Below are 20,322 nucleotides of genomic sequence, written 5' to 3'. Positions count from 1 at the left end.
AAAGATGGAGGATTAATCCAGGAACAGGAACTTGGCTACAAACAGCAGCGCCAGCACAATAACTGCCGGATTCAGGTCTTTAAAACGGCCTGATAGGGTCTTGATCGCCACAAAGCTGATAAAACCCAGCGCAATGCCTTCTGCAATCGAAAAAGTCAGCGGCATCGCCAGTGCGGCAATCAGCACAGGTGCAGCCTCGGTCGGGTCATCCCAGTCGGCATGTGCCAGACTACCGGCCATCAATACCGCTACATACAGCAGTGCGCCTGCAGTGGCATAGGCTGGAATAGAGCCCGCCAGTGGGGCAAAAAACAGGCTGACCAGAAACAGAATCGCGACCACGACCGCGGTAAGACCAGTACGTCCGCCTGAGGCAATCCCGGCGGTGGATTCTATATAGCTGGTGGTGGTCGAGGTACCCAGAGCGGCACCGGCCATGGAGGCGGTGCTGTCGGCCATCATGGCGCGCCCGATGCGCGGCAGCTTGCCATTTTCGTCAAGGAGTTTACCGCGCTGTGCCACACCTACCAGCGTGCCAGAGGTATCAAACAGGTCAACAAACAGGAAGGCAAAAATGACGCTGAGCATGGCTACATCCAGAGCGCCCATGATATCCATCTGCATCAGGGTTGGCGCAATGGAAGGCGGCATGGACATCAGGCCACCGTATTCATTGTGGCCCAGCAGGATGGCGACCACTGTTACGCCCAGAATGCCGATCATTACCGCGCCGGTCACCTTCAGATAGGCCAGGGCAGTAATCACAAAAAAGCCGACCAGGGCATAAATGGCGGCCGGCTCACTCAAGTCGCCCAGCGCTACATAGGTGGCTGGGTTAGACACAACGATACCGGCATTTTTCAGCGCAATCATGGCCAGGAAGAGGCCAATACCCGCCGCAATACCCAGGCGTAAAGAAAGCGGAATCGAATTGATGATCCACTCACGCACCTTGAAGATACTCAGCAGGAAAAAGCAGAAACCGGAAAGGAAGACCGCACCCAACGCTACTTCCCAGGTGTAGCCCATTCCGAGCACAACACCGTAGGTAAAGAAAGCATTCAGGCCCATACCGGGCGCCTGGGCAATCGGGTAGTTGGCCCAGATGCCCATCACCAGACAGCCAATGGCCGCTGCCAGGCAGGTGGCTACGAAGACCGCTCCGTAATCCATCCCAGCTTCAGACAGGATACTGGGGTTAACGAAAATAATGTAGGCCATGGTCAGGAAGGTGGTAACTCCTGCAATAACCTCTGTTTTTATATTCGTCTTATGTTCTGTCAGCTTGAAGTGCTTATCCAGAAAGTTCATGAGTATGGTTACCCTTGGTGCAAACGCAGCGGCGTCAGAGTGCAAGAAAAGCCGCACATATTACCGAAAGGCCAGCATTCATGCGAGCCTTAAGGCAATGAGCAGCCAACATGAAACCGCAGCACAAGGCGGCGGCGTCCAAACAGACTTAGCCTGCAATATCGAGGCCACGTGTACTCAACATACGTTCAACGGTTTCAACGATGACCTGGGTTTGCGGGTCAATCTCGATATTGACGTTATCCCCCAACTGGCGGTCACCCAGACTTGTACGTGCCAGCGTTTCCGGAATCAGATTCACGCAAAACGCCAACGACTGGCTCTCCTTGTCATGCCTCACTTCTCCCACTGTCAAACTGATGCCATCAACGCCGATGTAGCCTTTTTCAAACACAAAGCGGCCGATTTCTGCTGGCAGGTTAAACCACAGGCGCCGATTATTGGGCGCTTCTTCAATCGCGCTCAGGGTTGCCATGCAAATAACATGGCCCGACATAGAGTGACCGCCGATTTCATCCCCAAAGCGCGCAGCGCGCTCGATATTGACACGCGACCCTTCACTGACTGCACCAAGATTGGTCAAGCGCAGGGTTTCGCGCATCAGATCAAAGCTTACACGGTCATCGTCAATGGCGGTGACCGTCAAGCAAACACCATTATGGGCAACAGAAGCGCCGGTGGTCAGCCCTTCGCGCATTTCAGCCGGCATCTTTATAACGTGTGTCCTGAATTGTTCCAGCTCTTTGACGGCCACAACTTCAGCTGTGCCCTGAACGATACCGGTAAACATAAAGACCTCTATTAAAGTACGGTCGGATAAATATCCACAATGAAAGGAAGGCGTCATGATAACGCCTCTATTGTGCCATTTTTAACTATCAGGCACCCGAAAGATGTACGCTGTATAATGTCAGCACAACCATTATCAACACCCTTTTCCTTGATATGACGACTCAGACAGTGGCTTCCGAGCAGATCATTGAGCCCGCTTGAAACACCCCACTCCAGCCTTTTCAACAGAAAATCACCTGCAATAGAAACATTAAACCAAAAATTAATATCAAATAAGCAATACAGTATAAAAAATCCCACCATGGCGTTTGACAACCTATCAGCTTCATCTTAGACTTTTTGCCTAATCGAAATGACGCCGATTTGTACCCAGATTGCGGGCGTCCATCGTGAGATATCACGGTGAAGTGCAGCTAAAAGGGTGTGTCCAGCGTTGATGGCCACCCGTCAGGGTGGTCTTTTTTTGCCCCCACCCTACGCTTGCCGCCCCCCGCATGTTTCCATATCGGCTTACTGAATCTGGCCCGCAGCTTTCACTTGCGGCCAACCTCAAGGTAACGCCATGATCGAGCTCAACAACGTCAGTAAAACCTACACCAATGGCAGCCAGGTCGTTCACGCTCTGAAAAACGCTAACCTGCATATCCCCAAGGGTGCCATTCACGGGGTCATTGGCCTGTCCGGCGCCGGTAAATCCACACTGATCCGCTGCGTCAACCTGCTGGAGCGCCCAACCGAGGGCAGCGTGATGGTTGATGGCCAGGATATCACTCGGCTTAGTGCTGCTCAGCTGAATCAGGCGCGTCATCGCATCGGCATGATCTTTCAACACTTCAACCTGCTAACGACACGCAATGTCTTCGATAATGTTGCCTTCCCTCTGGAGCTGACGGGGCAGTCCAAACAGGCCATCAAGGAACGCGTTGAACCCTTGCTGAAGCTAGTGGGCCTGGCTGACAAGGCCAGCCAGTTTCCCGCCCAACTGTCGGGCGGCCAAAAGCAGCGTGTGGCGATTGCCCGCGCTCTGGCCAATGAACCCGCTGTGCTGCTCTGTGATGAGGCCACCTCAGCGCTGGACCCCCAGACCACGACCTCGATTCTTGAGCTGCTGCGTGATATCAACCAGACGCTGGGCATCACCATCTTGCTGATCACCCACGAGATGGAAGTTGTCAAATCCATCTGCCACCGGGTCAGCCTGATTTCTGCAGGCGAGCTGGTGGAAGACGCTGAAGTCGGCGACTTCTTTACCGCCCCGCGCACCCAGCTAGGGCGAGACTTCCTCAATGATTTTCTTCAGCTTACCCCGCCCAAGGAGTTGGTTGAGCGCCTGCAGCCCTCCCCTGGCGAGCATACTCACCCGGTGGTGCGCCTGACGTTTTCCGGCGATGCGGTGTCTACGCCGCTGATTTCCCGCTTGGCCAGGGAGTGTGGTGTTGATGTCAGCATCCTGCAGGCCAAGGTGGAGTCAATCCAGGAGCGCACGCTCGGGTTGATGATAGCGGAACTGCTGGGCGATGCGCAGCAGACTCACCAGGCAATCACCTATCTTGAATCTCACCAACTTAACGTGGAGGTGCTTGGCCATGTCCAGCGCAATGATTGATCTTATTTTCCAGGCCACCCTGGACACCCTCTACATGGTGGCCATCTCAGGGCTGATAGCGACCCTGCTGGGTTTGCCGCTGGGCGTGATGCTATATGTTACCCGGCCGCGCCAGATCCTGGCCCGGCCGGTGCTTAACCAGGTATTAGGAGTCATCACCAATATTGGCCGCTCGATTCCGTTCATCATTCTGATGGTGGCGATTACCCCCTTCACGCGTATGCTGGTAGGCACCTCCATTGGCATCAATGCTGCCGCTGTACCGCTTACCATTGCCGCCATCCCGTTTGTTGCTCGCCTGGTAGAGGGAGCACTGAATGAACTGTCTCCTGGCCTGGTAGAAGCCGCTCAGGCCATGGGCGCAACGCCCTGGCAGATCATCTGTAAGGTGCTTTTGCCTGAAGCCCGGGGTGGCATTATCACAGCACTGACCGTCACCCTGGTAACGCTGGTCAGCTACTCAGCCATGGCGGGTGCTGTGGGCGGTGGCGGCCTGGGCGATCTGGGGATTCGCTACGGCTATAACCGTTTCATGCCGGAAATCATGCTGGTCACCGTCATTATACTGGTGGTTATGGTGCAGGGCTTCCAAAGCCTGGGCGACTACCTGGTACGTAAAAGCGATCGCAAATAACCTGAATACATAACGCCTATCACATTAATAACCAAAAATTATTAAAAATAATTTCTTTATGCTTTAATATCACCAAACCAATACTATTCGTGAGGAACAAAACCATGAAAACACTTGCAATCAGCAGTTTAACTACTCTGGCCCTATCCATTAATATTGCTTCCGCCGATGAGCACAGCATCAAGGTAGGCACCGTCGCTGGGCCTGAAACCGATGTTATGGAAGTGGCAGTGCGTATTGCCGAGGAAGAATTCGGTCTTGATATCGAGATCATCGAATTTACTGACTACGTAACCCCCAACGCAGCCTTGGCCGATGGCAGCCTGGATGCTAATGCTTTTCAGCACGAGCCCTACCTGCAGTCGATGATCAATGACCGCGGTTACGACCTGGCGATTGCTGGCCGCACCTTTGTCTACCCGATTGGCGCCTATTCCGAGAAGTTCACGGATATCGCCGATCTGCCTGACGGCGCCCAGATCGCCCTGCCCAATGACCCTTCCAATGAAGGCCGTGCCCTGATCCTGATGCACAATGAAGGCCTGATTACCCTGGAAGATCCCACTTTCCTTGAAGCCACACCGCTGGATATTGCCGAGAACCCGCGCAACTTCCGCTTCCGGGAAATCGAAGCTGCCCAGCTACCCCGGGTATTGCCTGATGTGGATATGGCGTTTATCAACAATACCTTTGCCCAGCCTGCCGGGCTGACGCTGGATGACGCCCTGATCAAGGAAGGCCCTGAGTCTCCCTACGTCAACCTGATCGCCGTGCGTGCCGGTGATGAAGAGCGTGAAGACATTCGCCAACTGGTGGATGCCTACCAGCGTGAAGAAGTCATCGAAAAAGCCGATGAGCTGTTCAAGGGTGCCGCCGTGCCTGGCTGGATTGAATAAACGCCAGCCGGATTCGAAACTCAACGCATCGCAGCACCGTCAGGTCAGCTTATTGCTGGCCTGATGTGCTTTTACACCAAGGAAAATTACCTGCATGCCTCAGATTGACTATCCCCTGCTCAACCGACAGCTGGAAGCTTTGCTGGATACCCGCGACTGGCTGACTAACAGCGCCCAGGTCTGCGCCTTTGTCTTTCATGAAGTGCCCAGCCTTAACTGGGTGGGCTTTTATCTGCAGCGAATGCCAGAGATGCTCAGCCTGGGGCCTTTTCAGGGTAAACCTGCCTGTCACCCGATTCCTTTCAGCAAAGGCGTTTGCGGGGCAGCAGCGCGTCAGCAGAGCACCCAGCGCGTTGATGATGTTCACACTATTGCCGACCATATTGCCTGTGATGCCGATTCACGCTCGGAACTCGTCATCCCTGTAGTAATTGATGGTCAGCTGTGGGGAGTATTCGACCTGGATAGCCCCATACCAGCGCGCTTCAGCGAGGAAGACCAGAACGGCATTGAGCGTTTGATTGCGACCTTTCTCCGCCAGACGGATCTGCCCATCTTTTTCGAGCACTAGGGTCTGTTGACGTTTCCTCACGGCCGCGACAGAGGCCCTTTTGGTGCAGAGCAAGGCGTGAGGAGCGTGGTCGGGTGGTTCCCAATTAGCGACGAGCAACGCAGGGCTGTGCCAAAAGGGCCCTGTCCCTTCGGGTTGCGCGCCAAAGGACGCCATGCGGCGTTGCGCCACTCGGTAAGGGCACGGCACCACCATTGCCGTCGTGTCGCGCCTTGCCTGACGCCCTTTGGCGCAGCAACGCGGTTCGCGATGAAACGTCAACAGACCCTAGTACTACTGTGTCATAAAGCTGCTGGCCACAAAAAAGCCCCGAGCATGATGCCCAGGGCTTTTTTATGGAATCTGTGTCAGCCTGATAAAAAGGCATGAACTGGTAGGACCAGGCGGATTTGAACCGCCGACCTCCACGATGTCAACGTGGCGCTCTAACCAACTGAGCTATGGTCCTGAAGCAAATCAATATTTGCGAAAAGTTGCAGTAAGACTGGTAGGACCAGGCGGATTTGAACCGCCGACCTCCACGATGTCAACGTGGCGCTCTAACCAACTGAGCTATGGTCCTGCTGCTGTGCAACGGATGCGTATTTTACGGCTTTATTGCTGAAAGGCAAGTCATTTTTGTTCAAAAACACAGGCATGGTACTGACAGGAAGTGTTTCAGCATAAAATCGACACTTATCCAGCCAAGGCGCTAAGATAACCCAAACCTTCACGCTTAGGATAAGGAGATCACCTTTGGCCGGACTTCTGCTGGGAAGCATATCGCTACTTCTGCTGCTGGCAACGCTGGTTGCCTACATTCGCGTTCACTGGTGGTGGATACGTGCCTTTGAGTTTCCCCGCCTGCAATTTGCTCTGCTTGCTCTGTCATGCGCCCTTGCCAGCCTATGGTTATTGGAGCCTGGGCTTTGGCGCACCACTTCAGTCACCTTGTCACTTGCCAGCGCCATTCTCCAATTCAGCCACATTCTGCCCTGGACGCCCTTATGGCCAGTGCAGGTGAAAAGATCCGCCCAAGAGGCACCTGAAAAACGCAAGGTGACGCTATTCATTGCCAATGTGTTAACGCCCAATCGTCAATCTCAGGAGCTGGTTGACATGATCATCCGGCATCAGCCCGACATTGTGCTGACGCTGGAATCCAACGACTGGTGGCAGACTCAGCTCGACAAGGCGCTGGATAAAGACTGGCCATACTCTGTCAAGATTCCGCTAGATAACCTTTACGGCATGCATCTTTATTCCAGGCTAAAGTTGGAAAATACTGAAGTCCGGTGGCTTATTCAGGACGATATACCGTCCATCCATACCCAGTTGGTACTAGCAAGCGGTGATATTGTGCAGTTTTATGCCGTCCACCCCAGGCCTCCCGCCCCCAACGAAAGCGAGAAATCGCTATGGCGGGACGCAGAGCTTTTATGGATTGGAAAAGAGATTCATGAACATGGACAAGCAAGCATCGTTGCCGGAGACCTCAACGATGTTGCCTGGTCGCGCACAACACGGCTGTTCTGTCGGGTTGGCAACATGCTCGACCCACGCCGTGGGCGCGGCATGTTCAGCACCTTCCATGCTCACTATCCTGTGCTGCGCTGGCCGCTTGACCATGTGTTTATCAGTGAGCATTTCACCCTCGTAAAAATGCAGCGTCTGGAGAAGTTCGGCTCTGATCACTTTCCGATTCTGACCACATTGTGTTACTGCCCTTCGCGCCAGGCTGAGAATGAAGAGCCTGACGCTAACGGTGAAGAACATCTGGAAGCCCACCAGACCATCCAGCAAGGCAAACAGGAAGAACAGCAGACCTGACCTTCCTTCTCTCTTTACTATCCGCTGTTTGTGGCTATCTAACCATCTTCGCCTGCCACTATTCAGGCACCCCGCCATGAGTCAGCACAACAGGATCCAGCAGGCGCTCAAGGGTGGCTCGGTCCAGGTCGGTTTCCTCTTCGGCCACATCAATGATCGGCCGCCCGGCCTGGTAGGCTTTCTTGGCAACGGCTGCCGCTGCGTTATAGCCAATGACACCATTCAAGGCGGTCACCAGAATCGGATTACGCGCTAAAGGGCCTTGCAGGTTATCTTCACGCACCTTGAAAGTGGCAATTGCCCGCTCACCCAATAGCCTGGCGGTATTACTCATCAGGGTAATTGAGGTCAACAGGTTGTAGGCCACCAGTGGAAGCATCACATTCAGCTGGAAATTGCCACTTTGCCCGGCCACGCTGATGGCCGTATCCAGGCCGATCACCTGAGCCGCCGCCTGAGCGGCAGACTCGGGAATCACCGGGTTAACCTTGCCTGGCATAATCGAGCTGCCGGGCTGCAGTGCCTCCAGCTCAATTTCCCCAAGGCCTGCCAGTGGGCCGGAATTCATCCAGCGCAGGTCATTGGCAATTTTCATCACCACACAGGCAAAACCTTTCAGCTGCCCGGAAAGTTCCACCGCCGCATCCTGGGAGGCCAGACTGGCAAAAAAGCTGTCGTTAGGCACCAGCGTAAGCCCTGTCTGCTGACTCAGATCCTTGGCCATCAATTCGGCAAAGCCTTCAGGGGCGTTGATTCCCGTGCCCACTGCGGTACCGCCCTGGGCCAGCCGGCATAAACGCTGCATGGCACTATCAAAACGCTCAATGGCCTGCCCTACCTGGCTCGACCAGGCGCCAAGCTCCTGATCCATGCGCAACGGCATAGCGTCCATCAGGTGCGTGCGCCCGGTTTTCACCACCTGCGCAAGTTCTTCTGCACGACGGTCAATGATTGCCTGCAGGTTCACCAGAGCAGGCCGCAGTGATTGCGTGACGGCAATCGCCGCTGAGAGGTGGATCGCGGTAGGAATCACATCATTGCTTGACTGCCCCATATTGACATGGTCGTTGGGCGTCACTTCGACTCCCTCACGACTGGCCAACCGGGCCAGCACTTCGTTAACGTTCATATTGGTTGACGTGCCGGAGCCGGTCTGAAAAACATCAATAGGAAAGTGGTCATCATGCTGGCCATCGATCACCGCCTGGGCGGCCTTTTCAATCGCCTCGGCCCGAGGTTGATCCAGCAGACCCAACTGGCCGTTGGTGCGCGCCGCCGCCAGCTTTATACGTGCCACAGCGTGAATAAACGCGCAGGGCATGGGCGAATTCGAGACCTGGAAATTATTGATGGCCCGCTGAGTCTGCGCGCCGTAAAGCGCCTCTTCCGGCACTTTCAGCGCTCCCATGCTGTCTCGCTCGGTACGCATCGTCATGTCTACCTCCTCGTCTCAGCTTTCAGTAGTACATTCAGTCAATGTTATTTTTCATTAACAATCATCCTGTACGATGATCCAACCTGAAGGCAAGTGCGCGCATCGACAAGCCCTGGAACATCGCTTGAGAGACGTCAGCGACGGCACCTTCTTTACCCAGCACTGCGCCATCACACAAATAATGTTGCAATGCACAAAAAGACTCTCTATACTGCAACGCAACATGCAGCAAAACGCATCCATTACTCATTTGTCTTCACGACTTAATGTAATACCAATACCCTCGGAGGGTTTATCATGCGCACTATCAACACTAACGAAATGACTCAGCAGTTTGACAACATGTTTATGGCTCCGGCTCGCGCCTTCGCCGCTCTGAACGTCGATTTCGCTGAAAAAATGTTCAACGCCCAGCTCGACGCCAGCAAAGCTTACGTCGACACCAGCATGGCACAGGTTCGCAGCCTGATGAACGTTAAAGATGCCGAAGGCCTGCGTTCTTACATGGAAGACCAGCAGAAAGTAGCCAAAGAACTGGCTGAGCGCGTTAAAGGCGATGCTGACAAGGTTGTTGCCCTGCAGCAGGATTTCATGCAGCAGAGCCAAAAGCTGACTGAAGAAAACGTCAAGCAAGCCCAGGAAACAGCCACCAAGATGAGCAAAACTGCTTAATGGTCTGTTCCGCCAGCTAGCTGTTAGCTAGCACCAAGGCTGACACTGGGCCTCAGTGACAGCCTTCTGAAATACCGCCAGCTTGCCTGGCGGTATTTTTTTGTGTCGGTTGCCATAGCAATATGCAGCCGCTACCAGCCGAGCGCCTGCTTGATAAAGGGAATTGTCAGCCTGCGCTGGGCAGACAAAGAAGCTTTATCAAGCTGCTCCAGTGACTCACACAGCGCACCCAACTCTCGCGGGCCGCGATGCAGAATATAACGCCCGACATCGTCCGGCAGCTGCATGCCGCGCACCTTGGCACGCAATTTAAGGGCCGCCAGACGCTCTTCATCGTCCAGCGGCTGAAGATGGAAGGTCATTCCCCAGGAAAGCCGCGAGGCAAGATCTGCAAGCCCCACATCCAGCTGGCGCGGCGCTCCTTTGGCAGCAATCACGATCCGTTTACCCCCGTCGCGCAACCGGTTGAACGCGTGAAAAAGCCCCTCTTCCCAACGTTTTCGCCCCAGCACGCATTCAAGATCATCCAGCGCCACCAGATCCAGACGTTCAATATCTTCCAGAATCAACGGCGGAAAATGGCCAATATCGGCCAGGGGCAGATACAGTGCGCGCCTGCCAGCATCTGACGCGGCATGACAGGCTGCCTGCAACAAGTGGCTGCGCCCTGTGCCATTGCCACCCCAGATAAACAGATACGGCTCGCCATCTTCCCTCAGCTGACCCTGAAGCTGGCTAACCAGGGCAGCATTACGCTGGCTGGCATAGAAATTATCGAAGGTCGCGTCGTCGCGTAACCCAACCCCGAGCGGTAACTGTGCCGGTGCTCGGCTCATGATGAATCCCTTCCATCATGAGATCCTCGCTCTTCCAGCTGGCCCTTTACTTTGGCATCTTGTGTCACTGTACTGCCTTCCTCATATAGGCTGCTGTTTTTATAGCGATCGTGGGCTTCACGCAAGAGTACCATGATGACGGCTGCAGCGGGCAGTGCCAGCAATACCCCCGTAAAACCAAAGAGTTCACCGCCTACCAGCACGGCAAAAATAACCGCAACCGGGTGAAGGCCTATCTTATCGCCCAGCAGTTTCGGCTGCAGAACGACACTTTCAATCATCTGCCCGGCGGCAAAGATCGCGATAACGCCTAATATCGCCCAAATGGTTCCCATCTGGAACACAGCCACCAGCAAGGCGATGGTCAGGCCAACAATAAAGCCCAGAAACGGCACAATGCTGGCAAGGCCAGACACGAAACCAATCAAGAGCCCAAACCGCAGCCCGAGCAAGCTCAACCCCAGCGCATACAGAACCCCAAGACACAGCATGACCAGCAACTGACCGCGCAAGAAGGCCGAAAGCACTTCGTCACAGCGCCCAGCCAGCCGCAGGGTGTCCGCAAGCCAGCGCCTTGGTACCAGGTCAGCGAGACGTTGCATTAGGTGATCCCAATCGAGCAACAGATAAAAGGTAACGACCGGCACCAGGGCCAAAAAGGTCACCCAAGACACCAACGCCATACCGGAACGCCCAATCTGCCCTAACGCCTGAGCCAGATAGCCACCGGCATCACGCCAGTTTTTGGTCAGTACCTGCTGGATATTGTCCATCTCGGCTTGCAGATCATAGCCCGCCCATTCTTCAAGCTTGGGCGCCAGCACGTTCTTGACCCATTCAAAAATCGCTGGCAAGGATTCCCCGAACTGCTTGGCCTGCTGAATAATCAAGGGCACGATAATCAACAGGCTGATCACCAGCACCAACACCATAATAAGAAAGACGCTGGTGACGGCCAGAACACGACGCATCCCCCAGCGCTCGAAACGGTCTGCCAGAGGGTCCGCCAGATAAGCCAGAATCATCCCTGCCACAAAGGGCATCAGTACTGCATCCAGCAGGAAGATAAGCCCTGCCAGCACCACCAGAAATATCATCCCCCACCACGAATGGCGCATAATCGTCCCTCCCTGAAAATCATTTGAACATTGCTGGCTTCAGCCGTCCGCCATCATCACAAAGCGCACCCGTCGGCTGCTTGAGCGATGCGTGATGCTATTGTCGGTGTTACAATCCGCCTTTCGATTTATCGTCCAGCTTACATCAGGATTCGCCATGACCCAGACGCCTTCATCAACTTCTCAACCATCGCTTAGCTATAAAGATGCTGGCGTTGATATTGACGCAGGCAATGCCCTTGTCGAACGTATCAAGCACGTTGCCAAGCGTACCTCTCGCCCTGAAGTGATGGGCGGGCTAGGCGGTTTCGGTGCCCTGTGTGAGCTACCCAAAAACTACCGTGAACCGGTGCTGGTCTCCGGCACTGACGGTGTGGGCACAAAATTACGCCTTGCCATGGATCTTGGCAAACATGACACCATTGGCATTGATCTGGTGGCCATGTGTGTCAACGATCTTATCGTTGCTGGCGCCGAGCCGCTGCTGTTTCTTGACTACTATGCCACGGGCAAACTCAATGTCGATATCGCCGCCGATGTGGTCAATGGCATTGGCACTGGCTGCGAACAGGCAGGCTGCGCCCTGGTAGGCGGCGAAACTGCCGAAATGCCGGGCATGTATGAAGGTGATGACTACGACCTGGCCGGCTTCTGTGTGGGCGTCGTCGAAAAATCCGAGATTCTTGATGGCAGCCGCGTCGATGAAGGTGACGTACTGCTGGGGCTTGCCTCATCCGGCCCGCATTCCAACGGCTATTCGCTGATTCGCAAGATCCTTGAGGTCAGCGATGCATCACTCGACACTCCGATTGATGGCATGCCGCTCAGCGCTGCCCTCATGGCCCCTACCCGTATCTATGTAAAACCCCTGCTATCGCTGATGCGCGATACTGATATTCCGGTGCATGCCCTGTCACATATTACCGGTGGCGGCCTGCTGGAAAATATTCCGCGGGTTCTACCGGATCATCTTGCTGCGCATATCAACCTGGACAGCTGGCAGCGCCCTGAGGTGTTCAACTGGCTGCAGAGCAACGGCAACGTTGATGAAACCGAAATGCATCGGGTGCTGAACTGCGGCATCGGCATGGTGGTGGTGGTTCCCGCCGCACAGGCTGAGCAGGCGCGTGAACATTTACAGGCCCAGGGGGAAAGCGTCTATACCCTGGGCAATATCGTCACACGTACCGCTGAGGCCGTGACGCTGGAGAAAATGGGCGTATGAGCAGCAATGTGACCCCTGATGCGATCACCAGCGAGTTGCCTGCCATACCTGCCGATGCGCCGAGCATTGTCGTGCTGATTTCGGGCAGTGGCAGCAACCTTCAGGCGTTGATTGATGCGCAGGCCCATAACCAGCTGAGCGGCAAGATTGTGGCGGTCATCTCCAACGAACCGGATGCCTATGGGCTAACCCGTGCCCATGATGCCGGGATTGATGCCGTGGTGCTTCCCCACCGGGAATATGACAGCCGCGAGGCCTATGATGGCGCCTTGATCAAGGTGATTGAACGCCACCAGCCGGATATTATCGTGCTGGCCGGTTTTATGCGCATCCTGACGCCGCGCTTCGTGCAGCGTTTTCTCGGCAAGATGCTTAATATCCATCCGTCGTTGCTTCCCGCTTACCAGGGCCTTAACACCCACGCCCGGGTATTGGCGGACGGCGCCAGCGAACACGGTTGCAGCGTTCACTTCGTGACCGAAGAGCTGGATGGCGGCCCAGTGGCAATTCAGGCGGCGTTAAAGATTGCTGCCGACGATACGGAAGCCACCCTGAAAGAGAAAATCCATGCCCGTGAACATCTGATTTTACCGATCGCGGTGAACTGGTTCCTCGATGGCCGTCTGCAATACAGCGGCACTGGCGCTACCCTGGATGGCGTTGCCCTGCCACCGGAAGGTCTGCGGTTAAGCCATGAGGACGCAGCGGACGAACTCGACGAAGCCTGAACCTGATATCTCCCTTAGTGTTAGTGTTAGTGTTAGTGTTAGTGTTAGGCGGTGAGCAAACAGTAACGCCCAACCCCTGTTCAAGGGCTGGGCGTTCTGTCATTCACTGGTGTATTTTGGCTTTTTCAGGTGCGCGGCAGAGTCACTCCGCGCTGACCCATATATTTGCCGCCTCTGTCCTTGTAGGACATCTCGCAGACCTCATCGGATTCCAGGAAAAGCATCTGGGCGACGCCTTCGTTGGCATAGATCTTGGCTGGCAGGTTGGTGGTGTTGGAAAATTCCAAAGTCACATGGCCTTCCCACTCTGGCTCTAACGGCGTGACGTTGACAATAATCCCGCAGCGGGCATAGGTGGATTTGCCCAAACAGATCGTCAGCACGCTGCGCGGAATGCGGAAATACTCCACAGTTCGCGCCAGCGCAAAGGAGTTGGGCGGAATAATGCACATATCGCCCTTGATATCCACAAAACTCTTTTCATCAAAGTTTTTCGGGTCCACGACCGCTGAGTGGATATTGGTAAAGACCTTGAACTCGTCTGCGCAGCGCACATCATAACCATAGCTTGATGTGCCATAGGAAATGACCCTTTCGCCATCAACGTAACGTACCTGTTCTGGTTCAAAGGGCTCGATCATGGCCTGCTGTTCGGCCATGCGGCGAATCCAGTTATCCGATTTGATGCTCATGTTGCCGTATCACTCGCTGAAAGAAATCGTCGGGCCCTGCTGATTATCAGTGCCGCTGAGCTGGGCAGCCATCTGGCGGGCAATCTGCGCAAATGCCTGGCTTGCCGGGCTGTCAGGCTCCGAGGCAACGCTCGGGTTACCGGAATCCGCCAGCTCACGGATGGAAAGGCTTAACGGCAAACGCCCAAGCACCTGGGTATCGTATTCTGCCGCAATCCGGTCACCGCCGCCGGTACCGAAAATCGCTGCTTCGTGGCCACATTTTTCGCAGTGGTAGACGCTCATGTTTTCCACAATACCCAATACCGGCACGTTAACCTTGCGAAACATCTCGATGCCTTTACGCGCATCCAGCAAGGCAATGTCCTGGGGCGTGGTGACAATCACAGCGCCAGCAACCGGCACACGCTGAGACAGCGTCAGCTGGATATCACCGGTGCCTGGCGGCATGTCAATTAGCAGAAAATCCAGCTCGCCCCATTGGGTCTGATTCAACAGCTGCTGAAATGCCCCGACCACCATAGGCCCACGCCAAACCATGGGCTCTTTGGTGTTGACCAGAAACGCCATCGACATGGCCTTGATACCATGCGCTTCAAGCGGCAGAAACTTGTCTTCACCTGCTGCCTGGGGACGAGTGCCTTCCTTGACGCCCAGCATCTGCGCCTGGCTTGGGCCATAGATATCCGCATCCAGCACGCCAACCCGATACCCCTGGGCGGAAAGCGCCAGCGCCAGGTTAACGGTCACTGTGGATTTCCCCACGCCCCCTTTGCCTGAGGCAACGGCAACAATATGTTTTACACCTTCCATCTAGCGTCACTCCTCAGTCTGATGGGCTATCGGTATTGATCATACCCGCAAGTAGCGCAATCATAAACCGAAGAGGCTGATTGCCAAGCCAATCCGCACAGGCGCGGCTATTTCCTGGCCATGCTATCCAGCATCCGGTTAACGGCTTCCAGGTGCTCAGGCTCGTTATGGCACATGCCCTGGAAGGTGGCACATACATCCAGAAAGGCCTTTAACTGCATATCCGGGGCCATCTTCATCAGCCGCTTGGTTAACCGAGTAGCCTTGGGCGGCTGGGCGGCGATGCGTCGGGCATGACTCATGGCCGCTTCCATCAGGTCTTCCGGCTCGGCCACTTCCAGCACAATGCCGTAGGCCAGCGCCTCGTCAGCATCAATCACCCGGCCGGAAAGCGTCAGCTCAAAGGCACGCTGGTAGCCGATTTGCCGCTGCATGAACCAGGCGCCACCATCACCGGGTATAATGCCCAGATTAAGGAAAGTCTCGCCAAACTTGGCACGCCGCGAGGCAATGCGTATATCGGCCATATTGGCCAGATCAAAACCGGCGCCTATCGCCGGGCCGTTTACGGCGGCAATAATCGGCACTTCAACGGCCTGCAATGCCAGCGGCATACGCTGGATACCGCGCCGATAGCGTTCAGCCACCTCGGCTACGTCACCGGCAAAGTCACCGCCACGGCTGGCCATATCCTTGACATTGCCCCCGGCGGAAAACGCCGAGCCATCGCCGGTGATCACCAGCACCGACACATCCTCACTGCGGTTCACCCATTTCGTCACCGCCACAATGTCATCGACCAGCGCCGTGCCGGTCAGGGCGTTGCGCACATCATGGCGTTGAAAGGTCAGCAAGGCCACACGGTTATCAAGGGTAAGACGGGCATCTTTTAATTCGGGCAGCGTCATGCTAGCTCCTTTTTTGATTGGCTCGGTGGGTAAGATTAGTCAGCGGCGCGCTCAACGATCACCCTGGCATCGACGACGGCGTATCCGTCTGGATAGGCAATCACCGGATTCAGATCAAGCTCTTGTATCTGCGGATAGGCCTCAACAATATGCGCCACTTTCAGCAGCAACTCTGTCAGTGCCTGTTTATCAATCGCTGCTGCCCCCCGCACGCCTTCAAAGACCTTTTTAGCCTTGATCTGGTCAATCATGCAAGCCGCATCAAAACGGCTCAGCGGCAAGGCTCGGAAGGCCACGTCTTCAAGAATTTCCACAAAAACTCCGCCCAGACCGAACATCAGCACCGGGCCGAAGATAGGGTCGCGCATCATACCGATGATCACTTCAACGCCTTTCTCCGCCATGGGAGTGACCAGCACACCTTCAATCTCGGCGCTGGCATCGTAGGCCCGTGCGGAGGCCATGATCTGCTGGTAGGCCTCATTCAGTGCGGCCGCTCCACTCAGGTTGAGCTTGACCCCGCCAGCATCGGATTTATGTAGAATATCCTTGGATACTACCTTCATGGCCAGCGGCTGGTGGGCAAATTCAGCAGCCACCTCGGCCAATTCACTTGCATCGCGCACCACGCGCTCCTCGGGTACTGCAATGCCGTGCTCACCCAGCAGTGCCTTGGCCTCATATTCGAGCAGGTCGCGCCCACCTTTATGAGCACTGGCCAGCATTGCCTGAACGCTTGCGGCAGGAATCGCCGCTGCAAAAGGCGCTTGCTGCTCACGCTCGGCAAGATACTGGCCACGCTCGCCAAGTGCCGCCAGGACGCGAACAGCATGTTCAATCGATGCATAGATAGGCAGGCCTGCCTCATGCATGCGGCGCAGCGCAGGTGGCTTGATGGGGGCATAAAGGCTGTAGACGACCAGCGGCTTGGTCGTGGCATTGGAAAGATCGACCATGGCTTCAGCGCCGCGCATTTCATCACCCAGCAGCGATTCAGCAAAGCGCAGGCTATAGCCACCGAACATCCCCACCAGAAAAACGCTGTCAACGTTATCATCTGCTGCAACGATTTCCATGCACTTGGCCAGTAGCGAGGGGTTGGCATCTGAAGACCCGGCCACATCCACCGGATTAAGGGTAGACGCCTGCGGGAACAGAATGGCCCTTAGCTGGGCGCGGGTATCTTCGCTCAGTTCCGCCAGGCTCAATCCCGCTTCTGCCAGGCGGTCTGAGGCAATCGTGGCTTGACCGCCGCCGTCAGCAATCACCGCCACCCGCTTGCCACGCGCTTTCTGCAGCAGGCCCAGGCCTTCCGCTACCGGTAGAATTTCATCGGAATACTGCACCACGCTGACACCCGACTGACGCAACAGATCAACCGTCATCTGATAGCTGCCTGCTAGCGCGCCGGTATGCGAGCTGGCAGCTTTCTGGCCCTGTTCAGTGGAACCGGACTTGTAGACCACGACAGGCTTGACTGCCGTCACGTCGCGGGCCACCTCAAGAAAACGCCGACCATCCCGAAAACCTTCCACATACAGGGTCGCCACCCGAGTATGCTCGTCTTCTCCCAGGTAGCGCAGGTAATCATTGAAGCCGATATCACTCTGGTTGCCGGGGCCAACATAGGTACTGAAACCCACCTGACCGTTATGCTGGGCTTCCAGGGCCAACGCCAGCAGCATATTGCCTGACTGGGAAATAATCCCGATGTCTCCGGCTTTAACGCCGTCAAGCGCCAGCAGGTTAAGGTGATGATGAAGATTGAAAACGCCAGAGGTGTTAGGGCCTATGACGCGCACACCATGCGCTGCAGCCTTGGCCATCATCTCGCGCTCAAGCTGGGCACCTTCTTCGCTCATTTCGGCAAAGCCGCTGGCCAGGATAATCGCGCCCTTGATACCGCGACGACCACATTCGGCAATCAGCCCTGGCACGCTGGATGCTGGCGTACACAGAAGCGCCAGCTCAGGGTTACCGGGAATCGCCGCAATAGACGGCCAGGCCTTTACCCCAAGAATCATCTCAGCCTTGGGGTTAACAGGGTAAATGTTGCCGCGATACCCGTCCTTGATCAGCCCGACCATGGCTTTGTAACCGCGTTTGGTAGGGTCGGCCGACGCGCCGACTATGGCGATGCCCGTCGGCGCCAGAATATTATGCAGCGGGCTGCGCGTGCTGAGATGACCTTCAATTGGGTTCACAGGGATAACCTCTAAAAAACGTGCAAAAAGGGAGATGTCAAAAACGCGGCTTAGCAGCCATCAACGGCCGTTGAACTGCGGTTGGCGCTTTTGCGCAAAGGCATCAACCCCTTCCTGCCAGTCTTCAGTGGTCGAACAGGTAAACACAGCGTCCAACTCTTGCTGGAGCTGGCTATCGAAATCATTGGCGCTGCCTTGATTCACCAGCCGCTTGAGCATGGCGATAGACACTGGCGCCTGACAGGCTAGCCGGGCACCCCATGCATGAGCCTGCTCAAGCAGGTCGCCAGCCGGATAGGCGGCTAACGCCAGGCCAATGCGCTGCGCTTCCTCAGCGTTGATCTTGTCACCGATATACAGCAAACGGCGCGCCTGGCTGAGCCCCACCAGCTGCGGGAGGAGCTTTGACACACCGCCGCCCACGCATGTGCCGATACTGGTTTCCGGAAAGCCAATCTGGGCTTCATCTGCCATCACAATAAAATCACATGCCACGGCCATCTCCGCGCCAGCGCCTAGCGCATAGCCGTTGACGGCCGCCACCACCGGCTTTTTCAGCCGATAAATGGCCTCACAGACATCGTTACCCAGCTGCAGATACTCACGACGCTGATACAAGGTGCGTGCGGCACCGCCATGCTCTTTCATGTCCGCGCCTACACAGAAGGCGCGCCCTTCGCCCGTCAGCACGACGGCGCGCACATTCATCGCCTGCTCAGCCAGCGCCAAAGCATCCAGCAGATCAAGATACAGGCCCTCAACCACAGCATTCAGGCGGTGTGGACGATTGAAACGCACTTCAAGCACCTGACCCTGCAAGGAAACCTGTAACGTCTCATAGCGAGGCAGGTTTTCGGCATTGAGGCTGGAAGGCAGCGTTGAAGCAGCGGAAGAACGGGAATCACTGTTGGACATTGTCAGGCTCGGCAAAAAATCGGCGGACGAAAAGACACAAATGTTTCGGAAAATAATTTATTTAAGTACGTATGTTTCAAATGATCCTAGACCAAGGTATCAAAGCTTGTCAATACACATGTATCTTTTAATCATAAAAAATGATACAAATGTTTTTTATTAAAGAACGATGTTTAGCGAGGAAACTGCATGTCGTCCACCACCCCACCTGCGCCTGGCCTTACGCAAGATGGCCTCACGTCAGGTACACATGACGCCACCGATTCAGCCGTCAGCCGCCTGGATGACATTCACCAACAGTTGGCCGAGGTTTATGTTGAGCTCAGCCCCCAGCTTAAGCTCGCCGCGGGCTATGTGCTGGAACATCCACTGGATATTGCCTTCCAGTCAATTCGCAAATCGGCAGCAGCAGCCCAGGTCACCCCTTCTACTCTGGTGCGTCTGGCCAAGCGGCTGGGGTTTGAGAGTTACGACCTGTTCAGGGAAGTCTTTCAATCCGCCGTTCAGTCTGGGCCTGTCGAGCTTTCCGGTAAGGCCAGCCAGTTGCGCAGCCTGGCCAGCCAGACGTACGATCAGGTATTTCTTGATGTCGGGGATGCGGCTTTCGATAACATTGGCCGCCTGTTTACTGCCGATAATCAGGGGCGCGTGCGCGAAGCGGCGCAGATGATACTAGCGGCCAGAAAAGTCGCCGTGGTGGGGTTTCGTGACACCTTCGCCTGCGCCTATCATTTTGCTTACGTTGGGCGTATCGCCATGCCCAATCTGCATCTGATTCGCGGTTTGGAGGGTGGGCTACTCACCGAGCTGGACCACTTCGGTGAGCAGGATATTGTGGTAGCCTTTGGCTTCGAGCCTTATTGCGCAGAGACGGTCAAGGCACTGGAGATCACTCGTCTCAACGGCGTCAAGGCAATTGTCGTCACTGACACCCTGCGATCACCGCTGGTGCCCGGCGCACAGATCACCTTCAACCTTGCCAATGCCACGCCACACTTTTTTCCCTCCATCCTTTCAGCGATTACCCTGATCGAAGCTATCCTCGCCGAATGTGTTGCCTATGGTCCCGATCAGCTGGTAGATAACGTTTCTCAGTTCGAACAACGCATGCGTCTGATGGGGGCCTATGTTGAGGTTGATTGAGCCCACATACAGGC

19 protein-coding genes and 2 tRNA genes are annotated in these 20,322 nt (G+C 55.4%); 9 read left to right on the top strand and 12 right to left on the bottom strand.

Annotation, left to right across the window (positions count from 1 at the left end; translation table 11 throughout):
• Window positions 1–12: 12 nt before the first annotated feature.
• Both OR573_07425 and OR573_07420 read right to left on the bottom strand, forming a co-directional pair.
• Window positions 13–1,311 carry an NCS2 family permease gene (locus tag OR573_07425; protein XGA81446.1) on the bottom strand — a complete coding sequence of 433 codons (1,299 nt, stop codon included), beginning with the start codon at window positions 1,309–1,311 and terminating at the stop codon, window positions 13–15.
• Between the two features lie 148 nt (window positions 1,312–1,459).
• Complete coding sequence (locus tag OR573_07420) at window positions 1,460–2,101, bottom strand: riboflavin synthase subunit alpha (GenBank protein ID XGA81689.1); 642 nt, start codon at window positions 2,099–2,101, stop codon at window positions 1,460–1,462.
• 564 nt (window positions 2,102–2,665) lie between these two features.
• On the opposite strand from OR573_07420, the gene OR573_07415 reads away from it, so the two are divergent.
• From OR573_07415 to OR573_07400, 4 genes are all read left to right on the top strand, one after another.
• Complete coding sequence (locus OR573_07415; protein ID XGA81445.1) at window positions 2,666–3,709, top strand: methionine ABC transporter ATP-binding protein; 1,044 nt, start codon at window positions 2,666–2,668, stop codon at window positions 3,707–3,709.
• The gene (locus tag OR573_07410) at window positions 3,690–4,343 is read left to right on the top strand and encodes an ABC transporter permease (protein XGA81444.1); all 654 of its coding nucleotides are present in this window, start codon (window positions 3,690–3,692) and stop codon (window positions 4,341–4,343) included. Before OR573_07415 ends, OR573_07410 begins: the two co-directional genes overlap by 20 nt.
• 104 nt (window positions 4,344–4,447) lie before the next feature.
• Window positions 4,448–5,239, top strand: coding sequence for a MetQ/NlpA family ABC transporter substrate-binding protein (locus OR573_07405; protein ID XGA81443.1), 792 nt, complete (start codon window positions 4,448–4,450; stop codon window positions 5,237–5,239).
• A 94-nt stretch (window positions 5,240–5,333) separates the two neighbouring features.
• The gene (locus OR573_07400; GenBank protein XGA81442.1) at window positions 5,334–5,810 is read left to right on the top strand and encodes a GAF domain-containing protein; all 477 of its coding nucleotides are present in this window, start codon (window positions 5,334–5,336) and stop codon (window positions 5,808–5,810) included.
• Between the two features lie 371 nt (window positions 5,811–6,181).
• On the opposite strand, the gene OR573_07395 is transcribed toward OR573_07400, so the two are convergent.
• Window positions 6,182–6,258 (bottom strand) — tRNA-Val (locus OR573_07395).
• 37 nt (window positions 6,259–6,295) lie between these two features.
• Window positions 6,296–6,372, bottom strand: a tRNA-Val gene (locus OR573_07390).
• 173 nt (window positions 6,373–6,545) lie between these two features.
• Here OR573_07390 and OR573_07385 point away from each other — a divergent pair.
• Window positions 6,546–7,619, top strand: a complete 1,074-nt coding sequence (locus OR573_07385; GenBank protein ID XGA81441.1) for an endonuclease/exonuclease/phosphatase family protein — start codon at window positions 6,546–6,548, stop codon at window positions 7,617–7,619.
• Window positions 7,620–7,677: 58 nt separating this feature from the next.
• Here the strand turns inward: OR573_07385 and OR573_07380 are convergent, their stop codons facing one another.
• Window positions 7,678–9,054, bottom strand: a complete 1,377-nt coding sequence (locus tag OR573_07380; GenBank protein ID XGA81440.1) for a class II fumarate hydratase — start codon at window positions 9,052–9,054, stop codon at window positions 7,678–7,680.
• Window positions 9,055–9,351: 297 nt separating this feature from the next.
• Between OR573_07380 and OR573_07375 the strand changes: the two genes are divergently transcribed.
• Window positions 9,352–9,726, top strand: a complete 375-nt coding sequence (locus tag OR573_07375) for a phasin family protein (protein XGA81439.1) — start codon at window positions 9,352–9,354, stop codon at window positions 9,724–9,726.
• A 131-nt stretch (window positions 9,727–9,857) separates the two neighbouring features.
• Here OR573_07375 and hda read toward each other — a convergent pair whose 3' ends face one another.
• Both hda and OR573_07365 read right to left on the bottom strand, forming a co-directional pair.
• On the bottom strand, window positions 9,858–10,562 hold the full coding sequence (gene hda, locus OR573_07370; GenBank protein XGA81438.1) for a DnaA regulatory inactivator Hda: 705 nt from the start codon (window positions 10,560–10,562) through the stop codon (window positions 9,858–9,860).
• Window positions 10,559–11,680: an AI-2E family transporter gene (locus OR573_07365; GenBank protein XGA81437.1), complete on the bottom strand. Its 1,122-nt coding sequence runs from the start codon at window positions 11,678–11,680 to the stop codon at window positions 10,559–10,561. Before OR573_07365 ends, hda begins: the two co-directional genes overlap by 4 nt.
• 157 nt (window positions 11,681–11,837) lie before the next feature.
• Between OR573_07365 and purM the strand changes: the two genes are divergently transcribed.
• Together purM and purN are read left to right on the top strand one after the other, a co-directional pair.
• A complete protein-coding gene (gene purM / locus OR573_07360; protein ID XGA81436.1) occupies window positions 11,838–12,905 on the top strand; it encodes a phosphoribosylformylglycinamidine cyclo-ligase in 1,068 nt (355 codons plus the stop codon).
• Complete coding sequence (gene purN, locus OR573_07355) at window positions 12,902–13,633, top strand: phosphoribosylglycinamide formyltransferase (GenBank protein ID XGA81435.1); 732 nt, start codon at window positions 12,902–12,904, stop codon at window positions 13,631–13,633. The genes purM and purN overlap by 4 nt, the downstream gene beginning before the upstream one ends.
• Before the next feature lie 125 nt (window positions 13,634–13,758).
• Here the strand turns inward: purN and dcd are convergent, their stop codons facing one another.
• The 5 genes from dcd to OR573_07330 all read right to left on the bottom strand — a co-directional run bounded on the left by dcd (window position 13,759) and on the right by OR573_07330 (window position 19,165).
• On the bottom strand, window positions 13,759–14,325 hold the full coding sequence (gene dcd / locus OR573_07350; protein ID XGA81434.1) for a dCTP deaminase: 567 nt from the start codon (window positions 14,323–14,325) through the stop codon (window positions 13,759–13,761).
• A gap of 9 nt (window positions 14,326–14,334) precedes the next feature.
• Window positions 14,335–15,138 (bottom strand): iron-sulfur cluster carrier protein ApbC, encoded by an 804-nt coding sequence (gene apbC, locus OR573_07345; protein XGA81433.1) that lies wholly within the window; start codon window positions 15,136–15,138, stop codon window positions 14,335–14,337.
• A gap of 107 nt (window positions 15,139–15,245) precedes the next feature.
• Window positions 15,246–16,046, bottom strand: a complete 801-nt coding sequence (locus tag OR573_07340; GenBank protein XGA81432.1) for an enoyl-CoA hydratase-related protein — start codon at window positions 16,044–16,046, stop codon at window positions 15,246–15,248.
• Window positions 16,047–16,081: 35 nt separating this feature from the next.
• Window positions 16,082–18,250: an acetate--CoA ligase family protein gene (locus OR573_07335; GenBank protein ID XGA81431.1), complete on the bottom strand. Its 2,169-nt coding sequence runs from the start codon at window positions 18,248–18,250 to the stop codon at window positions 16,082–16,084.
• Between the two features lie 60 nt (window positions 18,251–18,310).
• Entirely contained in the window at window positions 18,311–19,165 is an 855-nt protein-coding gene (locus tag OR573_07330) for an enoyl-CoA hydratase/isomerase family protein (protein XGA81430.1), read from the bottom strand.
• Between the two features lie 189 nt (window positions 19,166–19,354).
• Between OR573_07330 and OR573_07325 the strand changes: the two genes are divergently transcribed.
• Complete coding sequence (locus tag OR573_07325) at window positions 19,355–20,308, top strand: MurR/RpiR family transcriptional regulator (protein XGA81429.1); 954 nt, start codon at window positions 19,355–19,357, stop codon at window positions 20,306–20,308.
• Window positions 20,309–20,322: the final 14 nt, after the last annotated feature.

Source organism: Halomonas sp. CH40 (assembly GCA_041875495.1).
GTDB lineage: Bacteria > Pseudomonadota > Gammaproteobacteria > Pseudomonadales > Halomonadaceae > Vreelandella.
The sequence above is the reverse complement of the archived record's forward strand: the minus strand, read 5'-3'. Positions and strand labels throughout refer to the sequence as shown.

What these genes read in the sequence shown, in the direction of transcription:
- hda (XGA81438.1), bottom strand. Translation starts at nt 10,562, where the DNA reads ATGAGCCGAGCACCGGCACAGTTACCGCTCGGGGTTGGGTTACGCGAC.
- OR573_07325 (XGA81429.1), top strand. Translation starts at nt 19,355, where the DNA reads ATGTCGTCCACCACCCCACCTGCGCCTGGCCTTACGCAAGATGGCCTC.
- dcd (XGA81434.1), bottom strand. Translation starts at nt 14,325, where the DNA reads ATGAGCATCAAATCGGATAACTGGATTCGCCGCATGGCCGAACAGCAG.
- OR573_07340 (XGA81432.1), bottom strand. Translation starts at nt 16,046, where the DNA reads ATGACGCTGCCCGAATTAAAAGATGCCCGTCTTACCCTTGATAACCGT.
- OR573_07425 (XGA81446.1), bottom strand. Translation starts at nt 1,311, where the DNA reads ATGAACTTTCTGGATAAGCACTTCAAGCTGACAGAACATAAGACGAAT.
- OR573_07415 (XGA81445.1), top strand. Translation starts at nt 2,666, where the DNA reads ATGATCGAGCTCAACAACGTCAGTAAAACCTACACCAATGGCAGCCAG.
- OR573_07375 (XGA81439.1), top strand. Translation starts at nt 9,352, where the DNA reads ATGCGCACTATCAACACTAACGAAATGACTCAGCAGTTTGACAACATG.
- purN (XGA81435.1), top strand. Translation starts at nt 12,902, where the DNA reads ATGAGCAGCAATGTGACCCCTGATGCGATCACCAGCGAGTTGCCTGCC.
- OR573_07410 (XGA81444.1), top strand. Translation starts at nt 3,690, where the DNA reads ATGTCCAGCGCAATGATTGATCTTATTTTCCAGGCCACCCTGGACACC.
- apbC (XGA81433.1), bottom strand. Translation starts at nt 15,138, where the DNA reads ATGGAAGGTGTAAAACATATTGTTGCCGTTGCCTCAGGCAAAGGGGGC.
- OR573_07400 (XGA81442.1), top strand. Translation starts at nt 5,334, where the DNA reads ATGCCTCAGATTGACTATCCCCTGCTCAACCGACAGCTGGAAGCTTTG.
- OR573_07405 (XGA81443.1), top strand. Translation starts at nt 4,448, where the DNA reads ATGAAAACACTTGCAATCAGCAGTTTAACTACTCTGGCCCTATCCATT.
- purM (XGA81436.1), top strand. Translation starts at nt 11,838, where the DNA reads ATGACCCAGACGCCTTCATCAACTTCTCAACCATCGCTTAGCTATAAA.
- OR573_07420 (XGA81689.1), bottom strand. Translation starts at nt 2,101, where the DNA reads ATGTTTACCGGTATCGTTCAGGGCACAGCTGAAGTTGTGGCCGTCAAA.
- OR573_07380 (XGA81440.1), bottom strand. Translation starts at nt 9,054, where the DNA reads ATGACGATGCGTACCGAGCGAGACAGCATGGGAGCGCTGAAAGTGCCG.
- OR573_07365 (XGA81437.1), bottom strand. Translation starts at nt 11,680, where the DNA reads ATGCGCCATTCGTGGTGGGGGATGATATTTCTGGTGGTGCTGGCAGGG.
- OR573_07330 (XGA81430.1), bottom strand. Translation starts at nt 19,165, where the DNA reads ATGTCCAACAGTGATTCCCGTTCTTCCGCTGCTTCAACGCTGCCTTCC.